The organism is Paracoccus sp. NFXS7, assembly GCF_040148865.1.
GTDB classification, from domain to species: Bacteria; Pseudomonadota; Alphaproteobacteria; order Rhodobacterales; family Rhodobacteraceae; genus Paracoccus; species Paracoccus marcusii.
The window spans coordinates 1-12,974 of the sequence record NZ_JAKEKV010000010.1 but is presented as its reverse complement, the minus strand read 5'-3'; the positions used below and the strand labels follow the sequence as shown (position 1 = coordinate 12,974).

Below are 12,974 nucleotides of genomic sequence, written 5' to 3'. Positions count from 1 at the left end.
GTCACTCTCCGGGTTGGACGTTGCGGGTCGGGTGCTGCTGGGCGGGCGTGGTGCCCGCCGTGCGCGTCGGGCTGTTGGTCACGTCCTTCAGCCGCGGTTCGTTATTCGCCGGAGAGCGGCTCATCAGACGCAGGATATAGTATGTCCCCGCCCCAAAGACCGCGAAATAGACGATGATGAAGGCCACTAGCGATGCCCCCACCGCGGCCGCGTCCAGGGGTGCGGCGCTGTCCACCGTGCGCAGGTGACCATAGACGGTGAAGGGCTGCCGCCCGACCTCGGTCGTGACCCATCCGGCCAGCACGGCGATCAGCCCCGCGGGCGACATCACAAGGGCGGCGCGGTGCAGCATGGGGCTGTCGAACAGCATCCCCCGCCAGCGCGCCCACAGCGACCAGACACCGATCCCCAGCATGGCAAAGCCAAGCGCGACCATGATGCGGAACGACCAGAAGACGATGGCCACGGGGGGCTGATCCTCGCGCGGGATGGTGTCCAGGCCCGCAAGCGGCGCGTTCAGGTCGTGCTTCAGGATCAGGGACGACAGCTTGGGGATGCCGATGGCATAGTCCAGGCGCTGTTCGTCCTGGTTCGGGATGCCGAACAGGTACAGCGGCGCGCCTTCGTCATGGCTCTCGAAATGGCCCTCCATCGCCATGACCTTGGCCGGCTGGTGCTCCAGCGTGTTGATGCCGTGGAAATCGCCCAGCACGATCTGGACCGGGGCAAAGATCGCGGCCATCCACATCGCCATGCTGAACATGGTCCGCGTGGCCGGGCTGACCTTGTCGCGGCGGTGCCGGTGGCGCAGCAGGTGCAGGGCCGCCACGCCCCCCACGATGAAGGCCGTGGTCAGATAGGCCGCGGTCACCGTGTGCATCAGGCGGAACGGAAAGGACGGGTTGAAGATCACCTGCCAGAAGTCGGTGGGCAGGAACTGCCCCGTCTCGGGGTCGATCTCGAAGCCCGCGGGGGTGTGCATCCAGCTGTTGACCGACAGGATCCAGAAGGCCGAGAACGCCGTGCCCAACGCCACCGCGGCGCAGGCGATCATGTGCAGCGTGGGCCCGACGCGGTCGCGCCCGAACAGCATGATCCCCAAGAACCCGGCCTCCAGGAAGAAGGCCGACAGGACCTCGTAGGCCATCGGCGCGCCGATGACCGGCCCCGCCTTGTCGGAAAAGGCCGACCAGTTCGTGCCAAACTGATAGGACATCACGATGCCCGACACGACGCCCATGGCAAAGGCCAAGGCAAAGATCTTGACCCAGTATCGGAACAGATCCAGGTACTTGTGGTCCTTTGTCCACAGCCAAAGCCCGTTCAGGACCGCCAGAAAGCTGGCCAGCCCGATCGTGAAGGCGGGGAACAGGAAGTGGAAGCTGACCGTGAAGGCGAACTGGATCCGGGCCAGCAGGATGGCATCTGCATTGTCGAACATCGGGGGCCTTTCACGGCAGGGGCACGCCCCGCGGGCATGTCGGTTTCGGACCGGCCACCGCCTGCACCACGGGCACATGACCGGACCCATCGTCTTTTGGAATCATAGTGCTCCTACTGGTCGCGGCCGCGCAAGGGCATCGATGTCGCGCCCGCCCCCCTGTGGCGCATCTGCGTCACGGGTGGCACCTTGGGCCGATGTCAGGGGTGCACAGAGGGTGAGGCACCGCCGCCTGTTCCTGCATTGACGGTCGGTGGGGTTTGATTGCTGCACTGCCGGCCCCCGGAAGCGACTGTGCTTCCCGAGCAATGAATTTGGCGCCATGCGGCGGGAGGCACCGGCAATTTTGCTATGCCCGCCCTGGTGGCTTCGACGCTTTCACTTGAGGACGGACCGCGTGGCACGGGTGCTGTCCAAGGCATTCCGTTTGCGCATCACGCGCACGATCCATCAGGCGGCGGTCGCGGGCGTGCCGCAGCCTCGGATGGGCAAGATTCGTGATGGCCGGAGGGGGAAAGGCAGTAGATGCGACATCATCGGCCGTAGCGGAGGGCGCGGCGGATGGGTGCGTCGAGGATCGCGTCGCGGGTACCGCCGCCCCGATACCCGCGATCCATATCGAGGATACCGGCGCGACGCGGACTTCAGTTGCCCGTTCCGATCGCGACGGAACGGGCATGTTCGATCAAGTCCCAACGATTCCCCCAGGGATCCCTCCAGACGACGACACGCCCGTAAGGCTCGTCGCGCGGAAGCGTCTCGAACGTCACGCCCGCGGCCTGGAGGCGCTGATAGTCGCGCGCGAAATCGTCCGTCTCAAGGAAAAGCCAGACCCGCCCGCCGCCCTGCTCTCCGATGGACGCGGTCTGGCGGTCTCCGACGGCCCGGGCAAGCAGGATCTCGGTATCGCCACCCGGGGGCGCAATCCGCACCCATCGCTTGCCGTCGCCCAGTTCGGTATCCTCCCGGCACTCGAAACCGATCCGGCAAAAGAAGTCGAGCGCGGCGTCGTAGTCCGGGACCAGCAGGGACAGGTGGGCGATGCGGGCTGGCATGACATTGTGCTTTCCAACGGGACGGTTGCGACGCGTTTCTGGGGCACAGCCCGGTCCGCGACAAGCCCGCCTGTAGCAGTTCGCGATCTGGGCGGGAATGCAGACATGTGTCCGGCGCACGGCAGTCTTATTCCAATGGCTGTCGATCCGGGCGATGATCATGCACACAGACCATGGAGAAGCGCATGCCCCCACCCTACGCGCGCCTGAAGGATCCCGCGTCATATGTCCTGCCGCGGATCGTTCGGACATCCCGGCTGGATCTTTGCCCCGCGAGCGTTGACGCCGCCGCCGCGGTGGCGCGGGCCAGGGGCGAAAGCCATGCAGAATTGGTGCCGTGGTTTCACGGAACGATGGGGAACCCCGGACAGGAACGGGATGCCCGGTGGCAGTCAGAGCGGCTGGCGGAAGCGGTGGAGGCTGCACAACGACGCGAGCGGCTGTCCTATCTTGCATGGGCCTCGGGCGTCTGTGTCGGCGCCGTCGATCTGATCCCGCAGTGGCGGCGGGGCCAGTTCCGACTGTCGTACTGGGTGCGGTCCTCTGCCTGCCGCCAGGGATATGGGGCCGAGTTGGCGCCCGCGATGATACGGGCTGCCTTTGGGGCCTTGGACGCACGTCTGGTGACGACCGGTCATGCCGCGCCCAACACGGCCAGCGCAGGTCTGGCACGGATGCTGGGCTTCAGGCAGATCGCATGCCAGCCACTTGGGTACGAGATGCCCGACGGCCTGCTGGTGGACGGCATCGCCTATGCCATCGAAGACATCGCCGTCCTGCCACCCCTGACGGTCACATGGGCCTGACTGACCCGACGGTTTTGCCCCGCACCTGATCGGTCGCGCAGGGGCGGTCAGCCCGTCGCGGGCGGCTGATCCGCCACCGCCCGGCACAGCCATTCTCGAAAGCTGCGCATTCCGCTGGTTTCCGGCTTGGATTGCAGGCGGGTCAGCCAATAGGCGCCTGCGACAATGGAATAGTCGAACAGGGTCACAAGACGGCCGCGATCCGTCCAGTGGCCGAAAAGCGCAGGTGGCAGCAGCGCGATCCCGTGCCCCTCCGCCGCCATGTCCGCCAGGGCGATCGAGCTGTCCAGCATCGGCCCCCGCAGGGGCGGGCAGGCCAGGCCCAACCCTGCGAACCACCGTTCCCATTCGCCTGTCCGATAGGATCGCAACAGCGGCTGCTCCAGCATCGCCTGGGGGCCGGACATGGTCCTGGCGCGGTCCGGGGTGCACATGGGGGCCAGGGGTGCATCCATGATGCGGGTGGCCTGCAGCCCATGCCACGACCCGTCGCCAAAGCGGATGGCCAGGTCAAGCCCTTCGCCCGGAATGCTGACGCGGTTGTTGTTGGCGAAGATGCGCAGGTCCACCTCGGGATGCGCCGCCTCGAACCCGGCCAGGCGCGGGATCAGCCAGCCCGTCGCAAAGGTTCCGACCACGCCCACATGCAACGCCTCGTGATAGCGCCCGCCCGAGAACCGGTCCAGCGTCGCGCCGATCAGGTCCAGCGATCCGGTTAGGACCGGGGCCAGGGCCGCACCCTCGTCGGTCAGCACCAGCCCTCGGGGCACACGCCGGAACAGGGCCACGCCAAGGCGTTCCTCGAGGTTGCGGATCTGGTGGCTGAGCGCCGCCTGCGTCACGCACAGTTCGATCGCGGCCTTCGACAGCGTCAGGTGCCGGGCCGCGGCTTCGAAGGCCCGCAGCGCATTCAGGGGGATGTTGGGCCGATCCATCACGCATCCATTAGAATTTCTCAACGATAGGGCAAGAAACCATGATTTGATGCCCCTGCAAGATCACAATAGCTCTGGATGGCAAAATTAATTCATGTCGCGGCGCCGTAGCGACGCCAGAGGGAATTCCATGACCATCATCCGATCCTTGACTGTCGCAGCCGTGCTGCTGACCACCCCCGCCCATGCCCAAGGGCTGACCGAGCAGGCATTCCAGCAGATCAGCGAAGGCGTCTTCCGTCCCGTCATCGAGGAGTTCGACATTCCCGGCATCGCCATCGGCGTGACGATGGACGGACAGCAGTTCTTCTTCACCGATGGATTGGCCGATCGCGCGGCATCGCACCCCGTCGACCGCGACACGCTGTTCGAGTTGGGATCGAACAGCAAGCTGTTCACCGTGGCCCTGGCGGCCCTTGCGGAACAGCGCGGCCTTTTGTCCCTGCAGGACCCGGTGTCATCCCGGATGCCTGCGCTGGCGGGCAGCGCCTTCGATGCGGTGACGCTGGCCGACCTTGCCGCCCATGCCACGGGTGGCCTGCCCCTGCAGGTGCCCGACGCGGTCACGGACATGGACGGTCTGATGACCTATCTGAACGCCTGGACGCCGCAGGGCGAGGCCGGCACGCTGCGCGCCTATTCCAATGTCAGCATCGGCCTTTTGGGGCTGATCGCGGGAGAGCAGTTCGGGACGACCTACACGGATGCGCTGGCCCGTGACCTTCTTCCCGGACTGGGGCTGGACAGCACCTTCGTCGATGTCCCCGACGCCGAGATGGCGCGCTATGCCTTCGGTTATTCCAGAACGGACGACAGCCCGATCCGCGTCAACCCCGGCATGCTGGATGCCGAGGCCTATGGCATCAAGTCGTCGGTGACCGACATGACCCGTTTCCTGGACGCCCATCTGGGCAATCTTACCCTGGAGGGCGAGATCACGGCAGCACTGGCCCGGACGCGCCGGTCGGACTACGACACCGCCCATTACGCGCAGGCCATGATCTGGGAAGGGTATCCTTGGCCCGTGGATGCCGCTGCGCTGGCGGCCGGAAATTCGCCGGACATGGCGATGTCGCCGCAACCCATGACCAAGGTCGACGCGCGCCAGTTGGAAGGGGACGTCTATCTGAACAAGACGGGGGCGACCAACGGCTTTGGCTCTTACGTCGCGATGGTGCCATCCGAACGGATCGGCGTCGTGGTCCTGGCGAACCGCAACTATCCCAACCCGGTCCGTGCGGAAGCGACGCGGGAGCTGATCGTGCAACTGCTGGCGCGTGCCAGAGAGTGAACGGCAGTGCTGGACGCACAGGTGACCTGGCCACCATAACCGCTGCGGCCCCGATCCGGGGGCCGCAGCCTTGTTTCAGTCGGCGCGGCCATGCGTCAGGGTTGCAGGCGTCACCATCCGGCGCTGCCAGAGGAACAGCGCGGCGGCCACGGACAGGCCGATGAGGTCGGTCACCCAGCCCACGGCGATCATCGACAGCGCGGCCCCGATCAGCACCAGACGCACCACCATCGACGCGTGCCCGAAGTAGTAGCCGATCACCCCCGCCGACAGCAGGAACATGCCCAGCAGCGCAGTCGCGGTCGCATGGATGATGTCGATCCATTCGCCCTGCATCAGCAGCTCGTGAGAGCCGAAGAACATGAAGGGCACGATGAAGGCCGCAAGGCCCAGGCGGAAGGCCTCGACGCTGGTCTTCATCGGATCGGACCCCGACAGGGCCGCGCCCGCATAGGCGGCCAGGGCCACCGGCGGCGTGATGGCCGACATCACCGCATAGTAGAAGACGAAGAAATGCGCGACCAGCACCGGCACCCCAAGGGCGATCAGCCCCGGCGCCACCACGGCGGCGGCGACCGCATAGGCGGCGGTGGTGGGCATGCCCATCCCCAGGATGATCGAGATGCACATCGCGAAAAACATCGCCAGATATTGGTTCTGATCCGCGATCGACAGAAGCAGCGATGAGAACCGCGCCCCCACCCCGGTCAGCGCGATGACGCCCACGATGATGCCCGCCGCGGCGCAGACCGCGACCATCTGGATGGTCATCTTGGCGCCCATGTCCAGCGCGTTGAAGATCTGGCGCGGGCCCATGCGATGCGGCGTCAGCCAGCTGACCATCGCTGCCGATGCCATGCCCATCGCACCCGCCCGGATCACGGAATAGCCCGCGAACAGCGTATAGATCAGGATGATGATCGGCAGGAACAGATAGACCTGGCGGATCAGCACCTTGAACTGCGGCAGCTCGGAGCGGGGCAGGCCCTTCATGTCCAGCTTGAGCGCCTGGAGGTCGACCATGAAATAGACCGACACGAAATACAGCAGCGCCGGGATGATCGCGGCGATGACGATGTCGGTATAGGGGATGCCCGTGACCTCGGCCATGATGAAGGCGCCCGCGCCCATGATCGGCGGCAGGATCTGCCCGCCCGAGGAGGCCGTGGCCTCGATCGCGGCCGAGGATTTCGGCGAATAGCCGACCTTCTTCATCAGCGGGATGGTCAGCGAGCCGGTGGACACGACGTTGCCCGCCGAGGTGCCGTTGATCATGCCCATCAGGCCCGATGCAAAGACCGCGACCTTGGCCGGACCGCCGCGCGCCTGACCGGCGCAGGCAAAGGCGAAGTTCACGAAGTAATCACCCACCTTCGACGCCTGCAGGAAGGCCGCGAAGACGATGAACAGGATGATGTAGGTCGAACTGACCGCGATCGGGTCGCCCAGGATGCCCTGGTCGGTGAAGATGTAGGTGAAGAACCGCGTCGCCGTATAGCCCCGATGGTTCAGAAAGCCCGGCAGCCACGGCCCCAGGAAGCTGTAGCCGATGAAGACCGCGACGATGATCACCAGCGCGAGGCCCGTCAGGCGGCGCGTCAGCTCCAGGATCAGCATGACCCCGGTGACCGCGGCCCACAGATCGCCCGGCTGCGCCATCGCCGTGCCCGCCCGCATGCGCAGCGCGCCCACGACGAACAGGATGTAGCCCAGGACCGCGATCGAGGCCAGGCACAGGATCAGGTCGCCCGGATAGATCCGCGACCGGTCCCGCGACGAATAGAGCCAGCCTGCGACGATGGCCGCCCCGGTGCCGATGGCCAGCGGCAGGCCATAGGTGCGGAACCCGAAGGCCGGCGGCATCGCCACCCCGGCCAGCCACCAGGCGCCCCAGGCATAGGCGATGACCGCCAGCCCATAGCCCACGCCCAGGGCCGCCACGCCCAGCAGGGCCAGTTCGGCCATGCCGCGGCGTGCGGGAGCGGTGGCGCCGTCGCTGCGCTGCGTCAGCGCGGAATAGGTCAGAAAGCCGATGATCAGGCCGCCGCAGACATGCATCATGCGGTAGGTCCAGGTCTCCAGCGGATAGACGACCATGACGAACAGGTGGAACAACGTATAGGCGGCGCAGAGGACCGCGATCAGCACACCCGTTCCGGCGCGGGGGTCGCGCTGGTTGGGGGCCATCGGTTCGTCATCGACGCCCTGCGCGATGACGGGTCCGGTCCCTGCCGCAGATGCAGCATCAACTGACATGAGGGGTCTCCGTCGGCAAGGACCGCGCGGACGGGGTCCGGGCAGTCGGTCCGATCATGGGGAAAAGGGAAAAGGGTCCGGGGGCCGCAGCCCCCGGAGAATGCGCTCAGCCGCGCAGTTCGGCCGGGATTTCGACCCCGACCTCGTCGAAGTAACGCACGGCGCCCGGGTGGTAGGGCAGGAAGGTGTTCTTGTCGACGTTCTCGGGCAGGGTCTCGGCGGCGGTGGCGTGGATCTGCATCATCGCCTCGTTGCCTTCCATCACCAGCTTGGTGATCTCATAGGCCAGGCTTTCGGGCATGTCCTGATGGGCGACGGCAAAGTTCCACATGGCGACCGTGCCATGCCCCTCGGGGAAGCCCTGGTACATGCCGCCGGGCACCTCGAAGGCGGCCACTTCGGGCATCGCCTCGAGGATCTGCGCGCGCTGCTCCTCGGTGAAGCCGAAGATGTTGACCGGGTTCTCGGCCGCGATCTGGGCAAAGGCGCTGATCGGCACGCCGGCCGCAAAGGCGAAGGCGTCGATCAGGCCGTCCTTGACCTGGCTCGTGGCGTCGTTGGCCCCAGCATAGCTGATGGTCGCGTCGACGCCCAGCACCTCGAAGAAGCGCGGCCAATAGGTGGCGGCGGTGCCGCCCGCCGGTCCGACCGAGACGCGCTTGCCCGCCATGTCGGTGACGTCCGCGATGCCCGACGACTGCAGCGCCACGGCCTCGAACGGGGTCTGATACATGGGGAACAGGGCGCGCAGGGCCTTGTGCTCGACCCCCGGCGCCAGTTCGCTGTTGCCGGTCCAGGCCTCGTAGGCGGGGCCCATGGTGACCAGGCCGATCTGGTGGTCGCCGGTCTCGACCAGGGTAGCGTTCTGCACCGGGCCGCCGGTGACCTCGCCCGAAGCGTTCAAGTCCAGGTTCTGGCTGATCAGTCCGGCCAGACCGGTGCCATAGATGAAATAGGTGCCGCCCTGGCTGGCGGTACCGATGGTCAGGCTGCTGGGCCAGTCGGCGCGGTCGTCCTGGGCAAAGGCGGGCGACAGGCTGAAGGTGGCCGCGACGGTCGCGGCGACGGTCATGAAACGCATGAAAATCCTCCCAGATTTTTCCGGGGCCGCACGTCTTGCGCGTGGCGGCCCGACAAAGCCCCTTCAGCTAGGCCATGCCATGCCCTGCACGCAATGCCGCCATGCGCCGGGCGCGCGGGAAAAGCGCCGCCAAGTCGTGGCGATGGGTGGATTCGGTAACATCGGCGTCATCGCGTGGGTGGAAATCCCCCCATCACGGGTCCGGATCGTCGCCCGCATCGACGTAATGCGTCTTGTCGATCATGTATTTCTGCATCTTTTCGTAAAGCGACTTCCGCGACAGGCCAAGCGATTCATAGACCGGCTTCAGCCGCCCGCCATGCGCGGCCAGGGTCGCCACGATCACGTCGCGCTCGAAGGCCGCGACTCGATGGGCCAAGCGCTGCTGTTCGGGGCTGCGCTCCTCGGCCGGCTGCAGGGCGATGCCCAGGGCGTGACGGTCGGCGGCGTTGCGCAATTCGCGGACATTGCCGGGCCAGGGCCGCTCGGCGATCTCGGCCAGCAGGGCGGGGGGCACGGCCACGGCGGCGCGGCGGTGGCGGGCGGCGGCCTCCTGCACCAGCTTGATGAACAGAAGCTGGATGTCCTCGCGCCGCGCGGACAGCGGCGGCATGGTCAGCGTCACCACGTTCAGCCGGTACAGCAGATCGGCGCGGAACCGCCCCGCCGCAACCTCCTCCTCCAGCGGCTGGCGCGAGGTCGCGATGAAGCGCACGTCCAGCGCCCGCCCCTCATCCGCGCCCAGGGGGAACATCACCCGGTCCTGAACCACGCGCAGCAGCTTGCCCTGCACGTCCAGGGGCATCGAGCCGATCTCGTCCAGCAGGATGGTACCGCCGCGCGCATGTTCGAATTTTCCGTAACGCGGGCGCAGGGCGCCGGGAAAGGCGCCCGCCTCGTGGCCGAACAGTTCCGATTCGATCAGCGACGCGGGCAGCGCCGCGCAATCGATGGCGATGAAGGGCCGCCTCGCGCGCGGCGACAGGTCGTGCAGCGCGCGGGCCACGACCTCCTTGCCGGTGCCGGTCTCTCCGACGATCAGCACGTCGGCCTCGGTCGGGCCGATGGTGCGCAGGCGGCGGCGCAGGTCGATCATCACGTTGGACCGCCCGACCAGCCGCGTCTCCAGGTCGTCGGCCTGCCCCGCCGCCGCCCGCAGGACGCGGTTCTCCAGCACGACCCGGCGGTAATCCATCGCGCGGGACGCGATCTCGGCCAGCTGCGCGCCGTCGAATGGTTTTTCGACGAAATCATAGGCCCCTTCGCGCATCGCGCGCACGGCCAGCTGGATGTCGCCATGCCCGGTCACCAGGATCACCGGGATGTCCACGTCGATCTCGCGGATGCGGCTCATCAGGGTCAGGCCGTCCATGCCCGGCATGCGGATGTCGGTCACCACGATGCCGGCAAAGCCGAAGCCCACCCGGTCCAGCGCGGATTGGGCATCGGAGGCCTCCTCGACCTCGAACCCCTCCAGCTCCAGGGCCTGAGCGGTGGACAGGCGCATGTCGGGCTCGTCATCGACCAGCAGGATGCGGCCCGTGATCATGGCGCGATCTCGGGCAGGTCGATGCGGAAGGCCGCACCGCAGTCGCGGGGAAGGATGCGCAATTCGCCTCCGAAATCCTTGATGATGTTGAACGAGATCGACAGCCCCAGCCCCAGCCCGCTGCCCACCCCCTTGGTCGAGAAGAACGGATCAAAGATGCGATCCTCCAGCCCCTGGGCGATGCCCGGCCCGTTGTCGCTGACCGTCAGCAGGACGCGCCCGGCCACCCGCCGCCCCTCGATGCGGATCGCGGCGTCGGGGCGGCCGTCCAGCGCGTCCAGCGCATTGGCGACCAAGTTCACCACCACCTGCTGGAACCGCACCGGCCCCGCCCGCACCCGCAACGGCCCCGGCGGCATGTCCACGACCAGCGCGACGGGCTGGCGGTCGATGCGCCAGGCGATCACCTCCAGCGCGTCGCGCAGCACGTCATGAAGGTCCACATCGGACAGCTGGGCATTGGGCTTGCGGGCAAAGTTGCGCAGGGTGCGGCCGATCTCGGTCATGCGATCGGTCAGCGACAGGATGCGCGTCAGGTTCAGGCGGGCATCGGCGGCGCGGTCGCGGTCCAGATAGGTCACCGCATTGGCGGCAAAGTTGCGCACCGCGCCCAAGGGCTGGTTTAGCTCATGCGACAGGGCCGCCGACATCTGCCCCAGGGCGGCCAGCTTGGCCGATTGCACCAGATGACGCTGCGTGCGGCGCAGCTCGGCCTCTGTGGCGCGACGTTCCGTGACCTCGGCGCCAAGGCGGGCGTTCAGTTGCGCCAACTCGGCCGTGCGGGCAGCGACGCGCCCTTCCAGCTGGGCCTGGGCGTCGGCCTGGATCGACAAGCGTTCGCGCAGGCGGGCCCGGCGCTGCGCCCAGGCGATCAGCAGCGCCACCCCCACGCCCAGGATCATCAGCGCCGCCAGCGTTCCGATCAGCGCCTGCCGCCGAGCAGGTGCGGTGTCCAGCAGCACATGCACGGTCCAGTCGGCCTCGGGCATGGCCTCGGAGACGGTCAGGAACTCGCGCCGCGTCTCGGGCAGCTCCAGCCGTCGGATGTCATGACCTGCGGCCTCGCCCGCCACGCGCAGGGGCAGCATCAGCAGCGGCTCATCATCATAGCGCCGGGTGGCGGCGATGCGCGCCCGCGTCCGGGGCGTCAGCGGCGCGATCGAGCGGAACTGCCAGTCGCGGCGGCTGGCCAGAAAGACGATCCCCTCGCCGTCGGTCACGATCATCTCGTATTCGGCGGCGCGCCAGCTGTCCTCGATCGCATCCATGTCGACCTTCAGCACCAGCACGCCGACGATCCTCCCCCGGTCCCTGAGCGCCCGGCCAAAGTAATACCCCCGCTTGCCCGAGGTCGTCCCAAGTGCCGAGAACCGCCCCTGCCCCCCAGCCAGCGCATCGGTGAAATAGGGACGATAGTCGAACCGTTCGCCCACGAAGCTGAACGCCTGGTCGAAGTTGCTGGCGGCCACGGTCATGCCGTCAGGTGCCATGACATAGGCATCCGACAGCCCCATCAACCGTGCCAGATGGCGCAGATAGAGGTTCGCCGCGGCCAACCGCACCGGATCCGCATCCGGCGCCAGCGCGCGCACCAAGACGGGATTCCGGTCCATGAGGTCGGGCAACCGCTCGTATCGCGCCAGCTCTCCGCGAAGGCCCGACACGGCAAGCCGCAGGATGTTCTCTCCCTGCGGCACCGTCGCAACGATATAGTATCGCGCCAGAAGGGCGTTTCCGCCAATGGCCACGGCAAGACAAAGCGTCAGGACCACCAGCGCGACCCAGATGCGCCGTGCATTGCCAGACCTGCCGATCACGGAGCGCGGCCCATCCTCCCGTCGCATCGGATACCCGCCCCCTTGCCCCGACCGCCATCACACCATGAAATCAGCCCATGGTTCAACCGCTCAAGGACCTAAAGCAATGCTCTGCTGGCCGCTTGTTCCGCAGGAAATGGAAGAAGATGTCCATCGACCCTGTTACACAAATCGGCTTATGGTCGGAGTCCCTTTTCCCGGACGGACTTACTCTACGGCCTCGGGCATGGGTATGCCGAGCGCAGCATCGCCGTTTATGACGGCGGTGCGGACCTGGACTTCTGATGTGTCCCCTGAAAGCTGGGCACTGACGTAAGCTCTGTTTTTGCTGTCTGCTGATCTTCATCACGAGGGAGATCGACGATGTTGAAACGAAAGCGGCACGCCCCTGGGTTCGAGGCGAAGGTGGCACTTGAGGCGATGAAAGGCGAGGGGACCGTGTCGGAACTGGCGAGCCGGTTCGGCATGCATCCGACGATGATCGATCAATGGAAACACGCGTTGCTCGATGGCGCGCCCGGTGTCTTTGAACGCGGTGGCCGCAAGGCGCCGGTGATCGATGAGGATCAGGTCCGGGATCTGCATGCCAAGATCGGGGAGCTGGCGGTGGCCAACCCTTTTTTGGAAAGAAAGCTGAAGCCCTGGGGCGGGAAGGGATGAGGCATTGGAACGCCATTGGTCCGAGAGACGATGCCGAACGGCATGGTCGAACGCGACCATCCGGACCTGTCGATCGGCCGGCA

The 12,974-nt window shown here is 66.7% G+C and carries 10 protein-coding genes; 3 read left to right on the top strand and 7 right to left on the bottom strand.

The window, feature by feature from the left end:
• Position 1: 1 nt before the first annotated feature.
• A complete protein-coding gene (locus LZ686_RS15300) occupies positions 2-1,441 on the bottom strand; it encodes a cytochrome ubiquinol oxidase subunit I (protein ID WP_045982780.1) in 1,440 nt (479 codons plus the stop codon).
• 644 nt (positions 1,442-2,085) lie between these two features.
• Positions 2,086-2,496 carry a VOC family protein gene (locus LZ686_RS15290; protein ID WP_349548357.1) on the bottom strand — a complete coding sequence of 137 codons (411 nt, stop codon included), beginning with the start codon at positions 2,494-2,496 and terminating at the stop codon, positions 2,086-2,088.
• Between the two features lie 173 nt (positions 2,497-2,669).
• Between LZ686_RS15290 and LZ686_RS15285 the strand changes: the two genes are divergently transcribed.
• Positions 2,670-3,302 carry a GNAT family N-acetyltransferase gene (locus LZ686_RS15285; protein ID WP_349548356.1) on the top strand — a complete coding sequence of 211 codons (633 nt, stop codon included), beginning with the start codon at positions 2,670-2,672 and terminating at the stop codon, positions 3,300-3,302.
• 47 nt (positions 3,303-3,349) lie between these two features.
• Here LZ686_RS15285 and LZ686_RS15280 read toward each other — a convergent pair whose 3' ends face one another.
• A complete protein-coding gene (locus LZ686_RS15280) occupies positions 3,350-4,237 on the bottom strand; it encodes a LysR family transcriptional regulator (RefSeq protein ID WP_349548355.1) in 888 nt (295 codons plus the stop codon).
• A 130-nt stretch (positions 4,238-4,367) separates the two neighbouring features.
• On the opposite strand from LZ686_RS15280, the gene ampC reads away from it, so the two are divergent.
• A complete protein-coding gene (gene ampC, locus LZ686_RS15275; protein WP_349548354.1) occupies positions 4,368-5,528 on the top strand; it encodes a class C beta-lactamase in 1,161 nt (386 codons plus the stop codon).
• Positions 5,529-5,603: 75 nt separating this feature from the next.
• Here the strand turns inward: ampC and LZ686_RS15270 are convergent, their stop codons facing one another.
• The 4 genes from LZ686_RS15270 to LZ686_RS15255 form a co-directional block, all read right to left on the bottom strand.
• A complete protein-coding gene (locus tag LZ686_RS15270; RefSeq protein WP_349548353.1) occupies positions 5,604-7,784 on the bottom strand; it encodes a TRAP transporter permease in 2,181 nt (726 codons plus the stop codon).
• Between the two features lie 106 nt (positions 7,785-7,890).
• Positions 7,891-8,865: a TAXI family TRAP transporter solute-binding subunit gene (locus LZ686_RS15265; RefSeq protein WP_045982785.1), complete on the bottom strand. Its 975-nt coding sequence runs from the start codon at positions 8,863-8,865 to the stop codon at positions 7,891-7,893.
• A gap of 193 nt (positions 8,866-9,058) precedes the next feature.
• Positions 9,059-10,414: a sigma-54-dependent transcriptional regulator gene (locus LZ686_RS15260; RefSeq protein WP_349548352.1), complete on the bottom strand. Its 1,356-nt coding sequence runs from the start codon at positions 10,412-10,414 to the stop codon at positions 9,059-9,061.
• Positions 10,411-12,231 carry a sensor histidine kinase gene (locus LZ686_RS15255; RefSeq protein WP_349548351.1) on the bottom strand — a complete coding sequence of 607 codons (1,821 nt, stop codon included), beginning with the start codon at positions 12,229-12,231 and terminating at the stop codon, positions 10,411-10,413. Before LZ686_RS15255 ends, LZ686_RS15260 begins: the two co-directional genes overlap by 4 nt.
• A 363-nt stretch (positions 12,232-12,594) precedes the next feature.
• On the opposite strand from LZ686_RS15255, the gene LZ686_RS15250 reads away from it, so the two are divergent.
• The gene (locus LZ686_RS15250; protein WP_349548350.1) at positions 12,595-12,891 is read left to right on the top strand and encodes a helix-turn-helix domain-containing protein; all 297 of its coding nucleotides are present in this window, start codon (positions 12,595-12,597) and stop codon (positions 12,889-12,891) included.
• Positions 12,892-12,974: the final 83 nt, after the last annotated feature.